The following is an 18,562-nucleotide window of genomic DNA, read 5'->3' on the forward strand; positions in this document are numbered from 1 at the left end:
GCAAAATGATGCCCGAAGTTTCCATCATCACGCCCTGCTACAATTCTGCGAAGTATTTGCAGGAAACGATACAATCGGTTAAAAATCAATCGTTTACAGATTGGGAATGGATTATTGCGGATGATGCTTCTCAGGATAATTCTGCGGAAATTATCGGTCGGGAAAATGATGAGAGAATCATCCTGATAAAATCGGCGCAGAACGGTGGTGCAGGCCACGCAAGAAATCTGGCGCTGGAAAAGGCTTCCGGAAGGTTCATCACTTTTCTGGATGCCGATGATTTTTGGGAACCAAATTTTCTGGAAGAAATGGTGGGCTTTATGAAGCGAGAAAATGCTGAGCTGGCGTACTCCAACTATGCACGGTGTGATGAAAATCTGAACCCTGTTCTCGAAGATTTCAAAGCGGATAAAACCGTGACTTTCAATAACTTACTGAAAACCTGCAGGCTTTCTCTGCTGAGCTCGATGTACGATTCTGCGAGAGTTGGCAAGGAATTTTTCCCGGAAGGCAGCAAGCGTGAAGACCATGTGATGTGGCTGAATCTGCTGCGGAAAATTCCCGAGGGAAAACCGCTGCCGAAAACGATGGCGAAGTACAGGATGCATTCTGCAAGCGTTTCTCGTCGGAAATCGAAAATCGTGCGGGATCAGTATTTGGTTTACCGGGAACATATGAAATTTTCCGCGCTGAAATCGCTGTATTACACGGCAAATTGGGCGTTCAACGGTTTTTTGAAATATTCCAAGTTATTCAATTAGGGCATATTTCTTCAATTTTCCCGATGACGATTTCCGTGGCATCTGGTTGATTTTCAACGAACTGCCTTGCTGCATATCCCATTTCTGAAATCTGCTGTGGATTTTTCAGTAATTCAAAAATAAATTCCGCCGCTGATTTTTCATCCGTGAAAGATTTCGCTCCATTTGCTAAAATCAGGGCATCGGCTTCCGGATTTTTTCGGTAATGATTGCCGAAAATTACAGGCACGCCAAACACCGCGGCTTCCAGAATATTGTGCAGGCCTTTGGAATGAAAACCGCCGCCAACCACCGCAATACCGGCATAGTTGTAAATTTTCGAAAGCAAACCGACGCTGTCAATTATCAAGGTTTGAAAATCGAAACTATTAGTTTCATTTTGAAACTCTGAGTAAAGTTTGGCCGCTGGAAATTTCCTTTTGATTTCAGGAATTCTTTTCAAATCGTGCGGTGCCAAAATGATTTTAACCTGCTGTTTTTCAGCTAAAAGCTCAGCAATATTCTCTTCAGCTTCCCACGAACTTCCGAAAACCACCAGTTTTGAATTACCTTTAAATTCACCTATAAAATCCACAGAATTATCCCTCATCAAATTCTGCTTCACCCTGTCAAAACGCGTATCGCCGGAAACTGCGCCATTTTTTAAGCCCACAGTTTTTGAAAGTTTTAAGGATGAACTGTTTTGATGAAAAAAGAAACTCACCGTTTCATTGAGTTTCCGCACGAACCACTGCCCGTAAGGTTTGAAGAAAATTTGCTGCTCATAAAACAGCGCAGAAACCACGAAAACTTTAGCGCCGTTTTCTTTCAAAGTTTCGAGCAGATTGTACCAGAAATCATACTTTACCGTGAAGAAAATTTCCGTCTGAAAATTTCCGCAAAACCTTTGCACATCGGCTTTTCTGTCGAAAGGCAAATAGCACACTGCATCAGCAATGTGATTTTTTTTGGCAACAATTTCATAGCCTGAAGGCGAGAAAAAAGTGATGAGAATTTTCCTGCCGGGAAATTTTTGTTTCAGCTGCTGCAAAACCGGCAATCCCTGTTCATACTCCCCCAAACTTGCGGCATGCATCCAGATTATTCTGTCGGTTTCACTGAATTTTCTGCGGATAATGGCTTCGCTTTTGCTTTTGCCTTCAACACTTTTTTTTGCTTTTTCGTTAAAAAAAGCAGCGAATTTCATCCCGAAAATCAGGAATTCCACAAAAATATTGTAGAGAATTTTCATTCTAAAATTCGTTTCAGGAAGCGCAGTCTGTGCGTGTATTTTTTCTGTTCGGCATTGTATATCCCCGTGGAATCCAGCATATCAATCCGCACTTTTCCGTGGGCGTGAATGATTTTCTGCTCCTCCAGCATTATGCCGATGTGAATGATTCTGCCTTCGCTGTTCTCGAAAAACGCCAAATCGCCGGGCTTTGCTTCGCCTACAAAATCCAGCAAAGTTCCTGCTTCAGCCTGCTGATAGGCATCTCTCGGCAATTGGATGCCGTGAATTTTAAATACCAGCTGCACAAAACCGCTGCAGTCGATCCCGAAAAACGATCTTCCGCCCCACAAATACGGCACATTCAGAAATTCCCGTGCTGCTATGGCGATGCTTTCGCGCAAATTATCGCTGCGCTGTGGCACCGTGGTTTGGAAATCCACTTCAGAGCCCATTGATAAAAGGATTTTCCCGCTTTGCAAAACTGCGGAAGTGAAGGTTTCGCGCACCAGGTTTACCTTTCTACGCTGCCAATCTTCGTGGGAAACCGGCGTGATTTGCTTGGTATCCAGCCAGCCTTCGTAGCCGTCGAAATCCATCCGGATTTTCGTCCAGTTGTTCTGAACATCCAGTACATCGCAGCTTTCGCCGAAAAGCATTTGGGTTACCATTTCAGCGCGATCAGAATTTTCCGCACGGATTGGCGCCACAGAAACCGAGCAAACCGCTTTTTCCATAAATTATTTTTTTCTCAGCAAATGAACACCGTCACGAATTGGTAGTATAACATTCTCAAAATCAACATCTTGCGTGATTATTTCGTTCACTTCCTTTATTTTTAAAGTCTGCTTTGAAGCTGGGTTTTCCTGCAAAACTTTGCCGTACCAAAGCACATTGTCAAACAAAATTACCGAGCCGCTTTTCGTTTTTTCCTTTGCCAATCGGAAATATTCCGGGTAGTTCTGCTTATCGGCATCCACGAAAATCAGGTCGAAAATTTCATCCGTTTCATTTAAAAAATCAACTGCATTTTTCAGCCTGAAATCGATTTTCTCGGCAAACTCACTTTCCGCAAAATATTTTTTGGGAAGATACGCCAAATCTTCGTTCACATCCAGCGTTATGATTTTCCCGTTTTCTGCCAGGCCTTCCGCCAAGCATAGCGTGGCATAGCCTGTGAAAGTCCCGATTTCCAGCACCTTCTCAGGCGAGAGCATTTTGGAAATCAGGCTCAGCAACCTGCCCTGAAGATATCCGGAAATCATATGTGGCTGCGTGGTTTTTTGGTAAGTTTCGCGGCGCAGCCTGCGAAGAATTTCCGGCTCCTGCGCTGCGTGTGCCTCCAGATATCTGTCCATTTCAGGATGCTGCTCTTCAAAATAACTCATCGCTCAAATTTAGAGAAATATTTCTAGCCCAGAGATTCCGGCAGCATCCGCAGAAACGGCAGCGCTTTGGAATAATCCACACTATAAAAATCGAAACCGAGACTGATGTTTTTGTAATAATCCGCACGGTTTTCCTTGTAAAACTTTTCGGAAGGCAGCTTCCAAAATTCCTTGCCGAGCTTTTCGGCGAGAAACCATTTCTCCATAAGCCTTGCCGCCCTTCCGTTACCATCCAGAAATGGGTGAATGTGCGCCATTCTGAGATGAATCAGCGAAGCGAAATAGAAGGCTTCCGCAGCATCCAGCCTCTCATTCAGCAAAGCGGAAATTTCCGTAAAAAACTCGGACATAATTTCTGGCACCAGATGCTCTTCCACAGCCATATAAACCAGACCTTCACTGCCAAAAACGCCAACTTTGGAGTTGCGGTAATTGCCGCGCAAACTTTTTATGAGAAGCTCTTCGGAAAAAATGCGGTGCGCTTCCAGAAAACTTCCTTCGGTTAATGGGTTGTTCTGCGCGAAATTATAGGCTTTGCTCAGGTCATCTATTTCCTTTAAATCCTTGGCTTCCCGATGGATTTCTTTTTGGAGGCGGAAATTCATAAAGGAATTTAGATCCACCGTGTTGCCTTCGATATTGGATGAATAAACCGCCGAAGCATCCGTCTGATACCCAAAATCCTGAGTTTCAGAATTAGCGCTGAAGCCGCTCACTTTTTGCAAAATTCTGCTACCAGCTTCTTCGATTAACTGATTAAAACAAGGCCTGTCCGAAAGTTTCATCATACCAAAAATAAGGAATATTCACCTTCCGCCAAAAACCAAAAATGCCAAAGCAAAAGGCCTTGGCATTTGGGATTGTTTTTGAAAAAATTAACGCTTTTGGTTGGTAGGTGCTATGTCCATCAGCTTCATAAATTCATCAAGCTTCGGCATAATGATGATTTCCGTTCTGCGGTTTTCCGCCCTGCCGGAAACTGATGCGTTCGTAGTTTTCGGGTTGTATTCGCTTCGGCCGCCCGCCGTAATTCTCGAAGGATCTACACCGAATTCATTCTGCAGAACCTTAGCCACGGAAGTTCCGCGAAGTGCGGAAAGATCCCAGTTGTCACGCGGCAAATTGCTAGAGTTCAGCGGCACATTATCGGTATTACCTTCGATGAGAACGGAATAAGTATCGTAATCGTTTATCACCGCTGCCACCTTTCCAAGAACCGCCTTGGCTGCCGGAAGAATACGGTAATCACCAGTGTTGTAGAGCATTTTGTCCGATAGCGAAATCATCACCACGCCTTTCAGAACCTTCACCTGAACATCATTATCCGCCACATCATCCAGCGAGCGTTTCAGCTTGTTGGAAAGCGCAAGGTTCAGGCTGTCGTTCCGTGCATTCGTGGAGATCAGCTGCTTGATGTACTTGTTGGAAGCGTTGATTTCGCCAATCAGTTTATCAATGTTCGCCGAGCCTTTCCCAGCATTGCTCAGGCAGGCATCCAGCGAAGATTTCAGCGCGTTGTTCTGATCTTTCAGCAGGCTGTTCTCGCTCATCAGTCCGCTGTTCTGCCCTTTCAGGTCTTGGATTTCCCTTTGGCGCTCGCCCAGGTTGTCAATCGCCGTTTTGTAGTTAGCGTTCAGCGCATCGTACTGCTTCTGGCTTACGCAGCTTGCCAGCGCCAAAAGCATCATCGCCAATGCGAAAAACTTCGTGGTTTTCATCATATTCACAGATTTTGTTTGGTCAAATTTACAAATTCCTTTTTTAAAAGCCATTATCTTTGCCGGTGAAGATTGCCAATGAAGCTTACGACCGATACTTTTTCCACCGAATTTTTGCGCCTGGCAGGAGATTTTGCCGAAAGGAAATTCCTTTTAGGAATCAGTGGCGGTGCGGATTCTATGGTGCTGGCAGACCTTTGCCTGAGGCTGAATTTTCGGTTCGAAATTGCGCACATCAACTATAAACTTCGCGGAGAAGATTCCGAAAAGGATGAAGCATTGGTACGGCACTTCGCCGAAGAAAACGGGATTGCACACCATATATATAAGGTCTCGGCAAGTGATGGTAAACCGCGGCATTCCGTCCAGATTTGGGCCAGAAACCTGCGCTATGATTTTTTCTTCAAACTTTTATCGGAAAGAAACCTGGCCGCCGTGCTTACGGCGCACCATTTAGACGACCAGTTGGAAACCTTTCTCATCAATCTTTCCCGTGGATCTGGGATAAAAGGCCTGGGCGGAATTCCAGCGAAATCCGATAAAATCCTGCGGCCGCTGCTGAATTTTACCAAGGATGAAATCTACGATTATGCTGAAGCGCACGGCGTAATTTTCCGTGAAGATTTGAGCAATTTTTCAGATGATTATTTGCGGAACAGGGTGCGGCACGATGTTTCGCCGAAACTGAAGAAGGTTTTCCCGAATTTTCTTTCGGGCTTCGGCGAATCCATACAGCACCTGAATTCTGCGAATGCCTTTATACAAAGGGAAATTGTCAAGGCTTTTTCCGAGATTTTTGTAGATGGTGATGATGAGAACTTCCGCCTGAACCGTGAAAAACTTCTGGGAAAAGATGAGTTTTTATCAAGGGAAATCATCCGCAGGTTAGGTTTCAGCGGCGAAGAAATCGCGAAGGTTTTATCGGCGGAAAGCGGCAAAATGCTCCGTAGCAGAACGCACGAAATCTGGATCACGCGCCAAGAAATAATATGCAGAACTCGAAGTAGAAACAAACAATAAAAAAACCGCTAAATAAGCGGCTATCATTATTAAGTGATTTTTTCGACCTGCATAAAATTCAGCTCCATCGGGGTTTTTCTGCCAAAGATTGATACCGAGACTTCTATTTTCTTTTTATCTTCAATAATTTTTTCTACAGTACCGGTAAAGCTGTTAAAAGGTCCGTCTATCACTTTTACACTTTCGCCTATCTCAAAAGGAATCGCTGCGTCTACAGGGAATTCGGAAAGCTCGTCCATTTTTCCAAGCATACGGTTTACCTCGCTCTTTCGCATTGGTACCGGATCTCCGCCCTTTGTTAAAGACAAAAAAGATACTACACCTGGAATGTTTTTGATGATATGTGGTATTTCGCCACTGAGATTGGCTTCAACCATTAAGTAGCCTGGATAGTACGGGCGTTCTTTCGGAACCTTTTTTCCGTTTTTCAGCTGGATTACCTTCTCCATAGGTATCACTACCTGGGTAACATAATCCTCCATACCAAGACGCTTCATTTCGTTCTCGATATAGTTTTTTACTTTATTTTCCTGACCGCTGACTGCCTTCAGCACATACCACTTCAGATCTTCACTCATTGGAAAATATTAGTTGAACAAATTGATGAGCAATGTTAAAATATTTCTGATTGCCTTGGCAAAGAGTTCATCAACTCCAAAGGTGAAAAGTGAAAGAAGTACGGTACTTACAGTAACCACTACGGCGGACTGCTGCAAGTCTGCCCACTTCGGCCACTCAACCTTATGACGGAATTCGTAGAAAGAATCTTTTATGTAATTTACTAAACTCATTGCCTTACAAAAGCACGGGCACAAGGATTCGAACCCTGATCAACGGTTTTGGAGACCGGTATCCTACCATTGGACGATGCCCGTAGATTAAAAAAGTCCCGCAAGTTTCCTCACGGGAACTTTTTATTATTTAAACTAATCTTTTAGTCAAGGATTTCAGTAACCTGACCTGCACCTACAGTTCTGCCGCCTTCGCGGATAGCGAAACGAAGACCTACATTAAGTGCAATTGGCTGAAGAAGTTCAACAGTAATGGTAAGGTTGTCACCAGGCATTACCATCTCAGTTCCTTCAGGCAGGAAGATTTCACCTGTAACATCGGTAGTTCTCACATAGAACTGCGGACGGTACTTGTTGTGGAACGGCGTGTGGCGGCCACCCTCTTCCTTGGAAAGGATATAAACCTCTGCCTTGAATTTCTTGTGCGGAGTAACGGAACCTTGCTTAGCGATTACCATACCTCTCTTGATGTCAGTTTTTTCAATACCTCTCAAAAGAAGACCAACATTATCACCAGCTTCACCTCTGTCAAGGATTTTGCGGAACATTTCCACACCAGTTACAGTAGAAGTAAGTTTCTCATCGCCCATACCTACGATGTCCACAGCATCACCAGTGTTGATAACACCGGATTCGATACGGCCAGTTGCTACGGTACCACGACCAGTGATGGAGAATACATCTTCAATCGGCATCAGGAATGGCTTATCCTGGTCACGAACCGGCTGCTCAATCCAAGTATCCACAGCATCCATAAGCTCTTCCACAGTTTTCACCCACTTGTCTTCACCGTTAAGTGCGCCAAGTGCAGAACCCTGGATTACAGGAGAATTGTCACCATCATATTCATAAGTAGAAAGAAGGTCGCGAAGCTCAAGCTCTACAAGCTCAAGAAGCTCAGCATCATCCACCATATCCACTTTGTTCATAAACACTACGATGCGCGGTACATTTACCTGGCGGCAAAGCAGGATATGCTCACGAGTTTGCGGCATAGGACCGTCCGTAGCAGCACACACAAGGATAGCACCGTCCATCTGAGCAGCACCAGTAACCATGTTCTTCACATAGTCGGCGTGTCCAGGGCAGTCCACGTGTGCATAGTGTCTGTTCTCAGTTTCGTACTCGATGTGCGCAGTGTTGATGGTGATACCTCTTTCTTTTTCTTCCGGAGCAGAGTCGATAGCGGAGAAGTCTCTTTTCTCAGCAAGACCTTTGTCAGAAAGCACTTTGGAGATTGCCGCAGTAAGAGTGGTTTTACCGTGGTCTACGTGACCGATGGTACCGATGTTCAAGTGCGGCTTGTTACGATTAAACGTTTCCTTTGCCATGATTTTAAATTATTGATTATTTTTTAGTTTCGTTTTCGGTTTGCAAATATAAGCAAATTTCATAATAAAAAAATTTTTTGCAAAAAAATCGCGCACCATTCTAAAGTGCGCGACTCTGTATTGCGCGGAATTTTATTTTTTTGCTAAAATATTAAGATCCAGCTCCACATCCTGCGATATAGCCCAGTCGGCAGGGTTGCCCTCCGTTTTATAATTCAGTCCCCAGTCTTTCCTGTTGATAATGAATTTTGAAGCCAGCCTCAACTCATTTTCTGCCACATCAACTTTTGCCGGGAAGGTTACATTCACCGTCTGACCTTTAATGCTCAGATTTCCGCTCACCAGCTTATTGGCACCCTCAAGTCTGGCTTCGGTTCCAGCAGCCAGATCCTCAACTTTTGTGATAGTAAAAACAACATTCGGGTGGCTTGCAACATCGAAGAAATCTTCGCTTTTCAGGTGCTCGTCCAGGTCGGTAGATTTCTTTCCTTCATTTGGGTTTACTGCAGCAGGATCTGTAAGCAGCGTGTTCATATCTGCGGTATACTCACCGGAAACGAGGTTGCCGTTATCGGCCGAAAGCGTGCCAGTGCCGGATACCGTGCCGTAGCGGGGATTGAGGCCGCCCTTGTGCGTCGCGTGCCACTTGATGGTGGAGGCGGACTGATCAATGGTGTAGGCATCGCCGGAGTGCGCCGCCGCGCTCTGCTCGGTACCGGTAGAAACGCTGTCTGCAGTTTTGTTGTCCTTGCATGCCGTAGCTGCCAATGCCGCAGCAAACATCATTACTGTAATTTTTTTCATTAGAATAAATTTAGATTATCCGCAAATATACATTTTTTTTATATTGATCTGCGGCCAGGCCTTACGCCTCTACCTTCGTGGTTGAATATCCGAAAAATCACAGGGAAGATCAGCAGGGTAAGCACCGTGGCCGTCTGCAGCCCGCCGATGATCACGATGGCAAGCGGCTTTTGCGACTCCGAGCCTATGCCCGTGGAAAGCGCAGCGGGTACCAGCCCTATGGTCGCCATCAGCGCCGTCATCACCACCGGCCGTGTGCGGTCGCGGATGCCTTTGGCAATGGCGGTATCCACATTCATTCCTAATTTTATATTTTTATGAAATTCCGTGAGGAGAATCACGCCGTTCTGGATGCATATCCCAAACAGGGCAATGAACCCCACACCGGCAGAAATGCCGAAATTCATCCGGGTAAGGTGCAGCGCGATGATGCCTCCTATGAGCGAGAAGGGGACATTCGCCAATACCAGCAGCGCGTCCTTCATATTACCGAAAAGTATGAACAGGAGGAAAAATATCCCGAGCAAACTTATAGGAACCACCTGCCCCAGCCGCTTTGTGGCACGCTGCTGATTTTCAAACTGCCCCGTCCATCCAACCCGGTACCCCTCCGGGATTTTGATTTCCGAGACCTTTTTCTGCGCCTCTGCGATGGTGCTGCCCAGGTCGCGGTCGCGGATGGAGAACTTGATACCGATGTACCTTTTAATATCATCCCGATAGATAAAGGCAGCGCCATTCTGCCGGCGGATGTTGCAGATTTCCCTCAGGGGGATGAGGCCTCCCTCCTGCGTGGGCACCATCAGCTGGGCAATATCGTTTTCATCCTTCCGGTAATCCTTTTCGTAGCGGATGCGGATATCGAAGCGCCGCTCGCCCTCGTAAAGCGTGGATGCCGTGACGCCTCCGAAAGCCGCCTCCAGCACAGCCTGTGCATCGTCCAGCGACACGCCGTACTGCGCCATCTTCTGCCGGTTGAGAATTACCGACACCTCCGGCTGCCCGATGTTTTTAATAATGCCCGCATCCTCTATCCCTTTGATATCCTTTATTTTATCTAAAACCTCTTTGGCAATACGGTCCAGAGTGCGAAGATTATCGCCATAAATCTTGATGCCGTTTTCTGCCTTAAAACCTGCCACCGCCTCTGCCACATTATCCGAGATCGGCTGTGAGTAGTTGTAGGTCACTCCCTGATACTGCCGCAGCTTGCCGTCCATCTCCCCTATCAGTTCGTCGTAGGATATTTTGCGTTCCCATTTCTCTTTCGGTTTCAGGTTTACGGCAAATTGTATAAATCCGAAGCCGTTGGGGTCGGTGCCGTCGTTGCTGCGCCCGGTTTGGGTAAGCACCCCGGTGACTTCCGGCAGGCTCAGGATTTCTTTTTTAAGTTTCTCGGTTGTTTTCAGGGATTCGTTGAGGCTCGTGCTCATTGGGAGCTCTGCAGTCACCCACAGGGCGCCCTCGTTCAGTGTCGGTAAAAATTCCGTCCCGAGAAATTTAGCCGAGAACAGCGTGATGACAAGGAATGCCAGCGCCGCGGCGAGGCTGCTTTTCTTGTGTTTAAAGGTATAAACGAATGCCTTTTCCACAATCCTGTCCCAGAATTGTACGAATTTATTATGCTTCTCGCGCACATTTTTGTTGAGCAAAATATGGCACAGCACCGGCACCAGCGTAAGCGTGAAGAGCAGCGCGCCCAGCAGTGCGAAGCCCAGCGTATACGCCAGCGGGGAGAACATCTTGCCCTCCACCTTCTGGAAGGAGAATATCGGCAGCAGCGAGGTGATGATGATGAGCTTTGAGAAAAAAATCGCCTTGCCAAGCCCCGCGCCGGTATTTTTTATCCAGCCGCCTTTCGCCATCCTGTTGAAGCGCTCCATCCCGTATTTTGATGCTTTATGATCCAGCATTACAAAGATTCCTTCCACCATTACCACAGCCCCGTCTATAATGATTCCGAAATCTATCGCGCCTAGGGAGAGGAGGTTGGCGCTCATACCAGCCAAATTAAGGCAGAAAAAGGCAAACAGCAGCGACAGCGGTATCACGAGGGCGACTATGAGCGTGGTACGCCAGTCCGCCATGAAGAGGAAGACCACCACCGTCACCAGCACGATGCCTTCCAGGAGGTTGTGCTCCACGGTGCTCGTGGTGAAATCCATAAGGTCCTGCCTGTCGTAAAATGTTCTGAGTTTTACATCCGGCGGGAGGATCTTCGTGTTCAGCTCCTCTATTTTTTCTTTTACCGCCTTCAGTACTTCTTCAGGGTTTTCGCCTTTGCGCATCACCACGATGCCTGCTACCACATCGTTTTTATCGTTAAGCCCTGCCTGTCCCACTCTGGGTAGGGAGCCTTCCTCCACCTTTGCTATGTTTTTTACGAGGATAGGGTTCCCGCGGTCGTTCCTTACGATTACATTTTCGATATCCTGAATGCTGCCCAGCAGCCCGATGCCGCGCACCACATAAGACTGGCCGCTTTTCTCAATCACATCCCCGCCCACATTCAGGTTGCTGCGCGACACGGCCTCGTGGATCGCCGCCGAGGTAAGCCCGAAGGTTTCCAGCTTTCTCGGGTCTATGCTGATGAGGTAAATTTTTTCCTGACCGCCGAAGACATTGACATCTGCCACACCCGGTACGCCCCGCAGCGCCCTATCCACCACCCAGTTCTGAAGCGTCAGCAACTCCCGCGAATCGCGCTTTGGGCTCTCCAGCGTGTAGCGAAAAATCTCGCCCGTGGGCCCGTAGGGGGGCTGCACCTCCGGCTCGGCGCCGTCTGGGAGCTCCACGGTGCGGATGAGGTTATTCACCTGGTTTCTTGCAAAAGCATCCTCTACGCCATCATCAAACATTATTTTAATGATGGACAGGCCGAACATCGTGGTGCTGCGGATGTTTGTTTTCTTCTGCAGCGGGCTCATCGCCAATTCCACCGGGGTGGTCACGAAGCGCTCCACCTCCTCGGCGCTGCGGCCGTTCCACTGGGTGATGATGGTTATTTGGGTATTGGTAACATCCGGAAACGCATCTATCGGCATCTGCCGGAAGCTGATGATGCCTGCTACCGTCAGTATTGTGACCCAAAAAAATGTAAAGCCCTTGTTCTTCAGCGAAAAGGCGATGATATTTTTTATTAATTTGTTCATCTTTTTATCAAGTTAATATGAAAGTGCTTGGTAGATCATCAGCTGATTGCCCGTAGCCACCCTTTCTCCCCTGGCTAGCCCCTCCGAGATGTAGGCGGTATCTTCCGTCTGGCTAAGGACCTGTACCTCCCTTACCTCCACATCCTTCTCGGAGCGGTACACCACCACGAAGTTTTTATTGTCATCAAAAATCAATGCTGCCGCAGGTATGGCGATAGCGGAGCTTGCGGTGGCGTTTCTCACGGTGATGGTCGCTTTACTCTCCGGTATCAGTTCGCCGGTGGTGTTTTCCAGATTTACCCTCGCCTGCATGGCATTGGTTTCCGGGTTGATGACTTTTATAATCCGGTCTATCGTCCCGGGGTAGCTTTTCCCGGGGTTGGCAATGGTGGATACCTGCACCCTCATCCCTGTCGATATTTTGCTGATGTCGCTCTCATTCACATTCACCAGCGCCCAGAGATTTTTCGTATTGGCGATATCGAAAATATTATCGCTGCGGTCGCTGCGGAGCTGCATATCTTTGTTGATGTTTTTATAAACCACATATCCAGAGATTGGCGCGGTGACGGTGTAGATATTCCCGTTTTTAATGTTGTAAATCTGGCTGATTTGGCTGGCGCGGCGCAATTCATCCTGGGCGCGCTGCACACGGCTCTTCGCCTCGGCTACATCGCTGGAAGTATTCAGGCGGCTGTCGTACAGTTCCTTTTGCACCCTCAACTGATTTTGCGCCACAGCAAGTTCATTCTTGGCATCGCTTACATCCCGCTGGACATCAGAGAGCTCCGTAGAGCGGATGGTGGCGAGCGCCTGTCCTTTATGCACATAATCGCCGAGGCTTACATAAACATTCAGCACATTGCCGCCCACCAGCGGATATACATCGATGTACTGATTCTGGTCTGTGGTAATTTTCCCAAAAAACCTGAGCTCTTCCTCCACCGGGGCAGCCTGCGCGGTAGCGAGCGTCAGCCCGCTGAGCATGGTTTCGGTAAGGCTGAATTTCTGAGCTTCCGCCGGCTGGGGAGCTTGGTTTTGCGGCTCTTTTTGGCAGGAGCCCAGCACAAGGGAGGCAGTTGCCGTGAGGATTATTGATTGGATGAAACGGTTTTTCATTTGAAAAGATTTTAATTAAAAGGAACCTGAATCAGGCGGCTGATTTCTTCTGCATCGGTCAGCACCTGCAGCTGCATATCGCTCAGCTGCATCATCGTTTCATTGAAACTTTCGAGGAAATCGGTAAAGTCTATCAGGCTCACATTCCCCCGTCGGAAATTCTCCGTCATACCCCGAAATACCTTCTCGAGATCCTGCGTATCCCGCTCAGATACGGAATTTAGAAGTGCGCGGCTGCTCTGCCATTGCCGGTATGCTTTCGCTACTTCGGCTTGCAGCTCCTGCTTGCGGTATTCGGCGGTAGCTCGTTTCTGCTGCAGTGCCGCATCTGCACCAGCAATGTTTCCGTTGTTCTTCTTCCACAGCGGGAGGGGTATGGCGATGCCGGCATTCACTTCATTTTTAAAGACGCCCCCGTCCTGGTTGTATTGCAGGTATCCGCTAATATCCACAGTGTTCAGGGACTTCTGCCACTCCAGATAGCGGCTGCCGGATTCGATGTCCTTCAGGGCATAGAGGTATTCCGCATTGTTTTTTTCAGCTTTTATTTTCAAATCTTCCAGGCTGAGGAGCGGCTCGTGCTGTAGTGCGTAGCGGATTTCCTCAGCGGGGAATTCCGGCAGCAGTTCCTCGGGCAGGCCCGTAAGTATGCGCAAATTCTTTTCTGCCTCGGTGATGGTGCTTATGATTTCCGCGCGCTGGGCTTTTAAATTAATAACTATGGCATTCAGCCTTACCGCATCTTTCAGGGATACATTCCGGCGCTCCGCCTGCTGCCTGTACGCCTTTACCAGATCCGCGAGGTAGCCCAGCTGCAGGTCGATGTTTTCAATCTTCTTTTGGCTGAAGTATACCTCGTATGCCGACTGCCGGAGCCTGGCGAGCAGCTCTACCGCCAGCTGCCTGTACTGCAGCTGCGCCAGTTCTTTATTGGCGCGCCAGTATTCTACCTCTTTTCTGCGCTTTCCGCCGAGCAGAAACAACTGCGAAATTTGCAGGCTTTTGTAATTTCCTACATTGAAGAAGGAGGGCTTTTCAGGATTAAGGGCATTAACTTCTAGCTGCGCCTCGGGCAGGTCCCAGATTTTTGCCTGGATGACCTCTGCATCCGCCTGAGAGATATTGTATTGCTCGGCGAGGAGCTGCAGATTATTCCTGCGGAATGCGGCTTCCATCTCGGGCAGCGTCAGCCGGGTTTGAGCGCCGGCAGCCGCTGAGACTGATAAAACTATTGCAGCAAAAACTTTTCTCATAAAAGAAAATTGGAGCCGCAAAAATCAATTTACCCGATTAATTAACGCTTTAAAAAATCTTAAATTTCAATTAAACTTTTGGTTCGCCAGGAAAGGCGATACAGAATACATTCCTGCCGCCCTGCTGCCGGTAGGAAATTTCAGCCTTGTGGTAATCCAAAATCCTCCGGGAAATTCTCAGGCCAAGACCGGAGCCGGGTTTCCTGCCGGAATTCCCGCCACGGCTGAATGCCTGAAATATTCTCTCCCCGTCTCCAGGGGGAATAAGCTCGCCACTGTTGCTGATTTCTATGGTGATATTTTCCGATTGCGTGACGCTCACTTCCGCCTTTTTATCCTCAGAATAGAGGGCAGCATTCTTCAGCAGGTTATTAAACACTATCATCAGGAGGGACTTTGCGCCCATTACCGAAAAATCGGCGTCATCATTTTGGGAAGAGAGGGAAAAATCCATCTCGAACTCGGGGAAGTTTTTTTTAATTATTTCAAAAGAATCAAAAATCACCTCATCAATCCTGATCGGGCTGAGCTCAAGGTTCTGGCTTTCCTCGGTCTTTGCCAGCAGCAGCAGGGACTCGAGTGTGTCGGAGAGCTGAAAAACATCCTCGCGTACCGACTGCACATAGCTGCCCACCTGCGCCTCTAATGGCAGCTCGGAGAGATTTTCCAGCCGGTAGGCTATCCTTGCCAGCGGCGTCTTCAGCTCGTGCGAGGCGCTGGAGGTAAATTCCTTCTGCGAAGAGTAGGCGCTGTCTATCCTTGCCAGCATCCTGTTAAAAACTTCCGCGAGGGTATTCAGCTCATCCCCGCTGCCAGAAACGGGCAGTTTCTCATCCAGATTCTGGGCAGAGATTTGGGTAATTTTTTTCTGAAAGATATCAAGCGGCAAAAGCATCCTATTCGTCACGAAATAGCTTAGCATCCATACGGAGGCAAGGCTGATGAGGTAGGAGAAAAGCAGGATGATCCTGAGATAGCGGAGCTTTTCCCTGCCCCAGCTGTCATCCGCCTTGGTGAGGATGGTAAGCGGCTGCCCGGCTACCACCTCCCTGCGCGCAAAAATCTCCCACTGCCCCTCGCGGAAGAACTGCCTGTTTTTCCTGCGCACCTCTTCTAGTATCCGCCCATCCATCGCGGGCGCTGGGGCGTGCCGGTTGGCAAAAATAAGTTCGCCACTATCGTTATACACAAAGATTTCCTCGTTGAAGAGAGGGTCTTCCGTATCGATGGAAAGGATCTTCATCCCCGAATCCTCGATGGGAAGGGCCGAGAGGGCACGCATCGTGATTTCCGTACTCTGCTGCAGTCGAAGGTGGAATTCCTCCGTTCGGTAGTTGGAGAAAAGGAGATAAATTGCCAGCATCACCACGCTGAGCAGCACCGAAAAGGCGATGCTGAGCGCCAGGGATATCCGCTGCTTCAGATTCATTGCTTCCCCTGTATGTAGTAGCCGAAGCCGGGGCGGGTGTGTATCAGCTTAGGCTCAAACTCTTTGTCGATTTTCTTCCGGAGGAAGTTGATGTACACCTCTATGGTATTGGTATTCGTATTAAAATTAATATCCCAAACCGCCTCGGAAATCTGCTGCTTGGAAAATATCTGCCCGGGGCTCTCCGCCAGCAGCACCAGCAGCTGGTACTCCTTTACAGTCAGGGGGATCTCCTGCCCGTCGCGCCACACCTTCTTCTGCACCTTATCTATGCTGAGATTCTCCACCCGGATGATTTCTGCCGCATCCTCTGCCCTCTGCTGCCTCCTGCCCAGCGCCTCTATCCTCATTATCAGCTCCTCAAACGCGAAAGGCTTTACCAGATAATCATCCGCCTGCCTGCCGAAGGCCTCCTTCTTATCCGAAATATCCCCGAAGGCAGAGATCATCAGGATCGGCGTATCAGCATCCGTTTCCCGGATTTTCGCACAGACCTCCAGCCCATTTACTTTCGGCACATTGATGTCCAGCAGATATAGGCCGAAGCTATCCCTGCGTATTTCCTTCAGAAATGCCTCGCCATCGTACACCTGCACTACCCCGTAGCCTCGGTTCTCAAGAAATTTACTTAATTCAGAGGAGAGCGTAGCATCATCCTCCAGCAAAAGGATTTTCATTCTCGGCTTTTTGCGAAATTACGACATTCTGAAAAAAAAGCTCCCTCAGCAAGTGAAGGAACTCCCGGAGCCAACTATGGGATTTGAACCCACGACCTCTTCCTTACCAAGGAAACGCTCTACCCCTGAGCTAAGTCGGCAAAATCTTTAGCCGCAGTAATTTTTTTGGGCGCCTTTTCCGGCTATCCGCTGCTACTCCTCGCATCGCCGCTCCGCGGCTCTTCTGCGGGGTATCCGCTACTATCCGGGGCGCTATTACCGCAAACTTAAAAAAAAATCACAAACCAAAAAACCGGGTTGTGATTTTGAGCGGAAGACGGGGGTCGAACCCGCGACATTCAGCTTGGAAGGCTGACGCTCTACCAACTGAGCTACTTCCGCGATTATATTGTGAGCAATATACCGTTGGTATGCACTGCTATAAAATGTGGGGAGAGCAGGATTCGAACCTACGAAGCCGAAGCAACTGAGTTACAGTCAGTCCCATTTAGCCACTCTGGAATCTCCCCAATTTTATACCGAGCCTCCAGAGGGATTCGAACCCACGACCCCGAGATTACAAATCACGTGCTCTGGCCAACTGAGCTATGGAGGCAAAAATTCTAAAGACCTTTGCTCTTTTTTGCGAGTGCAAATATACGCGAAGTTTTTGCAATCTCACAAATATTTCACCTCTTTTTTTTCTTAAAAATAGTTTTTAGTTTCTTAATTCATTGATTTCAAAACAGTTATTCTCCCGAGCTGCTCTTCGCGCGGGGGTGCGCTCCGCTGAAAACAGCCTTCAGCTGCTCTATGTCCGAATGCGTATAATCCTGCGTGCTGGCTATGCTCGTATGCCCCATCAGCTGGCGGATTTTGGAGATTTCTGCGCCGCCGTGCAGCGTGTGGGTGGCAAAACTGTGGCGCAGGATGTGGGGGCTCTTCTTGGCTTTCTGAGTGACTGCTGCCATTTGCTTGGTAACAATTTGGTACACCGCCTTCTCGTTGAGTTTTTTCCCCTTGGTAGTTAAGAAAAGCCGTTCCTCGCCATCCACAGCAGGGCGGTCTTGTTCAATATACTGGTGGATTTGCTCGGCAAGCGCCGAGGAAATGGGGATGTTTCGTTCCTTTTTACCTTTGCCCAGCACGCGTATTTCTGGTTTTTCAAAATCTACGGAGCCAAGCGTGAGGGTGCAGAGTTCCGTGCGGCGCATCCCTGTCTGGTACAGCATCTCTACCACGAGCCTATCGAGCGCCGGGAAATCTTCCACGGCAGACAGTTCCTCGAAATCCTCCATTTCTTCTGCGGAAAACGGCACTTGTTTTTCTCGGTAAAATTTCGGAGAAGAAATGCCTTCCATCGGTGAAGATTCTATTTCCCTGATTTTCAAGAGGAAAAGATAATATCCCCGCAGCGCGGAGAGCTTCCTGTTGATGCTGCGCTTGCTGATGCCCCGGGCGGAGAGGGCTGCCATAAAATTCCGTACCATACGGCGGTCGGCCTCAGGCAGATTTTCGTGCCCCTCGCTCTTTAGAAGAAATTCCTGAAAATCCTGCAGGTCTCTTCGGTAGCTTAGCACCGTATGCCCGGAATATTGCTTTTCCGTACGCAGGTAATCTAGGAATTTCTCTATCATTTTTAGGCAATAAAAAATCACTTACCAAATTTATAAAAATCTGGAAAGTGATAAATTTATATGGAAAATTAAGGGGCTTACGCCTGTTCTTCCAGGCTCTGCATACGCTGTTTGTGCGCTGCTCTCAGCCTTTGCTGGCGAAGCTCCACTGACGGTTTGGTGTATTGCTGCTTTGCTCTCAGCTTGCGCACCACGCCTGTTTTATCAAATTTTCTTTTGTACTTTTTCAGTGCTCTGTCGATAGATTCACCGTCTTTTACAGGGATTATTAGCATATTTTACATCTCATTTGG

The 18,562-nt window shown here is 48.1% G+C and carries 18 protein-coding genes and 5 tRNA genes; 2 read left to right on the forward strand and 21 right to left on the reverse strand.

Annotation, left to right across the window (positions count from 1 at the left end):
• Window positions 1-8 precede the first annotated feature (8 nt).
• Window positions 9-761: a glycosyltransferase family 2 protein gene (locus BUB43_RS00830; protein WP_073177970.1), complete on the forward strand. Its 753-nt coding sequence runs from the start codon at window positions 9-11 to the stop codon at window positions 759-761.
• Here the strand turns inward: BUB43_RS00830 and BUB43_RS00835 are convergent.
• The 5 genes from BUB43_RS00835 to BUB43_RS00855 all read right to left on the reverse strand — a co-directional run bounded on the left by BUB43_RS00835 (window position 754) and on the right by BUB43_RS00855 (window position 5,077).
• The gene (locus tag BUB43_RS00835) at window positions 754-1,992 is read right to left on the reverse strand and encodes a 3-deoxy-D-manno-octulosonic acid transferase (protein ID WP_073177422.1); all 1,239 of its coding nucleotides are present in this window, start codon (window positions 1,990-1,992) and stop codon (window positions 754-756) included. The two genes, BUB43_RS00830 and BUB43_RS00835, sit on opposite strands and share 8 nt — an antisense overlap.
• Window positions 1,989-2,708, reverse strand: a complete 720-nt coding sequence (locus BUB43_RS00840) for a C40 family peptidase (protein ID WP_073177424.1) — start codon at window positions 2,706-2,708, stop codon at window positions 1,989-1,991. The genes BUB43_RS00835 and BUB43_RS00840 overlap by 4 nt, the downstream gene beginning before the upstream one ends.
• Before the next feature lie 3 nt (window positions 2,709-2,711).
• Window positions 2,712-3,359, reverse strand: coding sequence for an O-methyltransferase (locus tag BUB43_RS00845; protein WP_073177426.1), 648 nt, complete (start codon window positions 3,357-3,359; stop codon window positions 2,712-2,714).
• Window positions 3,360-3,382: 23 nt separating this feature from the next.
• A complete protein-coding gene (locus BUB43_RS00850) occupies window positions 3,383-4,147 on the reverse strand; it encodes a Fic family protein (RefSeq protein WP_260200440.1) in 765 nt (254 codons plus the stop codon).
• An 87-nt stretch (window positions 4,148-4,234) separates the two neighbouring features.
• The gene (locus BUB43_RS00855; RefSeq protein WP_073177974.1) at window positions 4,235-5,077 is read right to left on the reverse strand and encodes an OmpA family protein; all 843 of its coding nucleotides are present in this window, start codon (window positions 5,075-5,077) and stop codon (window positions 4,235-4,237) included.
• A 78-nt stretch (window positions 5,078-5,155) separates the two neighbouring features.
• On the opposite strand from BUB43_RS00855, the gene tilS reads away from it, so the two are divergent.
• Complete coding sequence (tilS, locus tag BUB43_RS00860; RefSeq protein ID WP_073177428.1) at window positions 5,156-6,097, forward strand: tRNA lysidine(34) synthetase TilS; 942 nt, start codon at window positions 5,156-5,158, stop codon at window positions 6,095-6,097.
• A gap of 29 nt (window positions 6,098-6,126) precedes the next feature.
• On the opposite strand, the gene nusG is transcribed toward tilS, so the two are convergent.
• From nusG to rpsU, 16 genes are all read right to left on the reverse strand, one after another.
• Complete coding sequence (nusG, locus tag BUB43_RS00865) at window positions 6,127-6,675, reverse strand: transcription termination/antitermination protein NusG (RefSeq protein ID WP_073177431.1); 549 nt, start codon at window positions 6,673-6,675, stop codon at window positions 6,127-6,129.
• A gap of 9 nt (window positions 6,676-6,684) precedes the next feature.
• Window positions 6,685-6,888: a preprotein translocase subunit SecE gene (gene secE / locus BUB43_RS00870; RefSeq protein WP_073177433.1), complete on the reverse strand. Its 204-nt coding sequence runs from the start codon at window positions 6,886-6,888 to the stop codon at window positions 6,685-6,687.
• A gap of 13 nt (window positions 6,889-6,901) precedes the next feature.
• A tRNA-Trp gene (locus BUB43_RS00875) sits at window positions 6,902-6,972 on the reverse strand.
• 59 nt (window positions 6,973-7,031) lie between these two features.
• The gene (gene tuf, locus BUB43_RS00880; RefSeq protein ID WP_073177436.1) at window positions 7,032-8,219 is read right to left on the reverse strand and encodes an elongation factor Tu; all 1,188 of its coding nucleotides are present in this window, start codon (window positions 8,217-8,219) and stop codon (window positions 7,032-7,034) included.
• 132 nt (window positions 8,220-8,351) lie between these two features.
• The gene (locus BUB43_RS00885) at window positions 8,352-9,023 is read right to left on the reverse strand and encodes a YceI family protein (RefSeq protein ID WP_073177438.1); all 672 of its coding nucleotides are present in this window, start codon (window positions 9,021-9,023) and stop codon (window positions 8,352-8,354) included.
• Between the two features lie 38 nt (window positions 9,024-9,061).
• Entirely contained in the window at window positions 9,062-12,175 is a 3,114-nt protein-coding gene (locus tag BUB43_RS00890) for an efflux RND transporter permease subunit (protein WP_073177441.1), read from the reverse strand.
• 12 nt (window positions 12,176-12,187) lie between these two features.
• Window positions 12,188-13,294, reverse strand: coding sequence for an efflux RND transporter periplasmic adaptor subunit (locus tag BUB43_RS00895; protein WP_185113754.1), 1,107 nt, complete (start codon window positions 13,292-13,294; stop codon window positions 12,188-12,190).
• Between the two features lie 11 nt (window positions 13,295-13,305).
• Window positions 13,306-14,547 carry a TolC family protein gene (locus tag BUB43_RS00900; RefSeq protein ID WP_083541105.1) on the reverse strand — a complete coding sequence of 414 codons (1,242 nt, stop codon included), beginning with the start codon at window positions 14,545-14,547 and terminating at the stop codon, window positions 13,306-13,308.
• Between the two features lie 70 nt (window positions 14,548-14,617).
• Entirely contained in the window at window positions 14,618-15,976 is a 1,359-nt protein-coding gene (locus BUB43_RS00905) for a HAMP domain-containing sensor histidine kinase (RefSeq protein ID WP_073177444.1), read from the reverse strand.
• On the reverse strand, window positions 15,973-16,653 hold the full coding sequence (locus tag BUB43_RS00910) for a response regulator transcription factor (RefSeq protein WP_073177447.1): 681 nt from the start codon (window positions 16,651-16,653) through the stop codon (window positions 15,973-15,975). Before BUB43_RS00910 ends, BUB43_RS00905 begins: the two co-directional genes overlap by 4 nt.
• Before the next feature lie 68 nt (window positions 16,654-16,721).
• Window positions 16,722-16,793: transfer RNA gene (locus BUB43_RS00915), tRNA-Thr, on the reverse strand.
• 168 nt (window positions 16,794-16,961) lie between these two features.
• Window positions 16,962-17,034, reverse strand: a tRNA-Gly gene (locus BUB43_RS00920).
• Between the two features lie 47 nt (window positions 17,035-17,081).
• Window positions 17,082-17,162: transfer RNA gene (locus BUB43_RS00925), tRNA-Tyr, on the reverse strand.
• Window positions 17,163-17,174: 12 nt separating this feature from the next.
• Window positions 17,175-17,248: transfer RNA gene (locus BUB43_RS00930), tRNA-Thr, on the reverse strand.
• Between the two features lie 133 nt (window positions 17,249-17,381).
• Window positions 17,382-18,269 carry a tyrosine-type recombinase/integrase gene (locus BUB43_RS00935; RefSeq protein ID WP_073177450.1) on the reverse strand — a complete coding sequence of 296 codons (888 nt, stop codon included), beginning with the start codon at window positions 18,267-18,269 and terminating at the stop codon, window positions 17,382-17,384.
• A gap of 77 nt (window positions 18,270-18,346) precedes the next feature.
• A complete protein-coding gene (rpsU, locus tag BUB43_RS00940) occupies window positions 18,347-18,544 on the reverse strand; it encodes a 30S ribosomal protein S21 (RefSeq protein WP_073177453.1) in 198 nt (65 codons plus the stop codon).
• Window positions 18,545-18,562: the final 18 nt, after the last annotated feature.

It is taken from the genome of Cruoricaptor ignavus (assembly GCF_900141665.1).
GTDB classification, from domain to species: Bacteria; Bacteroidota; Bacteroidia; order Flavobacteriales; family Weeksellaceae; genus Cruoricaptor; species Cruoricaptor ignavus.

What these genes read in the sequence shown, in the direction of transcription:
- BUB43_RS00830 (WP_073177970.1), top strand. Translation starts at nt 9, where the DNA reads ATGCCCGAAGTTTCCATCATCACGCCCTGCTACAATTCTGCGAAGTAT.
- BUB43_RS00835 (WP_073177422.1), bottom strand. Translation starts at nt 1,992, where the DNA reads ATGAAAATTCTCTACAATATTTTTGTGGAATTCCTGATTTTCGGGATG.
- BUB43_RS00840 (WP_073177424.1), bottom strand. Translation starts at nt 2,708, where the DNA reads ATGGAAAAAGCGGTTTGCTCGGTTTCTGTGGCGCCAATCCGTGCGGAA.
- BUB43_RS00845 (WP_073177426.1), bottom strand. Translation starts at nt 3,359, where the DNA reads ATGAGTTATTTTGAAGAGCAGCATCCTGAAATGGACAGATATCTGGAG.
- BUB43_RS00850 (WP_260200440.1), bottom strand. Translation starts at nt 4,147, where the DNA reads ATGATGAAACTTTCGGACAGGCCTTGTTTTAATCAGTTAATCGAAGAA.
- BUB43_RS00855 (WP_073177974.1), bottom strand. Translation starts at nt 5,077, where the DNA reads ATGAAAACCACGAAGTTTTTCGCATTGGCGATGATGCTTTTGGCGCTG.
- tilS (WP_073177428.1), top strand. Translation starts at nt 5,156, where the DNA reads ATGAAGCTTACGACCGATACTTTTTCCACCGAATTTTTGCGCCTGGCA.
- nusG (WP_073177431.1), bottom strand. Translation starts at nt 6,675, where the DNA reads ATGAGTGAAGATCTGAAGTGGTATGTGCTGAAGGCAGTCAGCGGTCAG.
- secE (WP_073177433.1), bottom strand. Translation starts at nt 6,888, where the DNA reads ATGAGTTTAGTAAATTACATAAAAGATTCTTTCTACGAATTCCGTCAT.
- tuf (WP_073177436.1), bottom strand. Translation starts at nt 8,219, where the DNA reads ATGGCAAAGGAAACGTTTAATCGTAACAAGCCGCACTTGAACATCGGT.
- BUB43_RS00885 (WP_073177438.1), bottom strand. Translation starts at nt 9,023, where the DNA reads ATGAAAAAAATTACAGTAATGATGTTTGCTGCGGCATTGGCAGCTACG.
- BUB43_RS00890 (WP_073177441.1), bottom strand. Translation starts at nt 12,175, where the DNA reads ATGAACAAATTAATAAAAAATATCATCGCCTTTTCGCTGAAGAACAAG.
- BUB43_RS00895 (WP_185113754.1), bottom strand. Translation starts at nt 13,294, where the DNA reads ATGAAAAACCGTTTCATCCAATCAATAATCCTCACGGCAACTGCCTCC.
- BUB43_RS00900 (WP_083541105.1), bottom strand. Translation starts at nt 14,547, where the DNA reads ATGAGAAAAGTTTTTGCTGCAATAGTTTTATCAGTCTCAGCGGCTGCC.
- BUB43_RS00905 (WP_073177444.1), bottom strand. Translation starts at nt 15,976, where the DNA reads ATGAATCTGAAGCAGCGGATATCCCTGGCGCTCAGCATCGCCTTTTCG.
- BUB43_RS00910 (WP_073177447.1), bottom strand. Translation starts at nt 16,653, where the DNA reads ATGAAAATCCTTTTGCTGGAGGATGATGCTACGCTCTCCTCTGAATTA.
- BUB43_RS00935 (WP_073177450.1), bottom strand. Translation starts at nt 18,269, where the DNA reads ATGATAGAGAAATTCCTAGATTACCTGCGTACGGAAAAGCAATATTCC.
- rpsU (WP_073177453.1), bottom strand. Translation starts at nt 18,544, where the DNA reads ATGCTAATAATCCCTGTAAAAGACGGTGAATCTATCGACAGAGCACTG.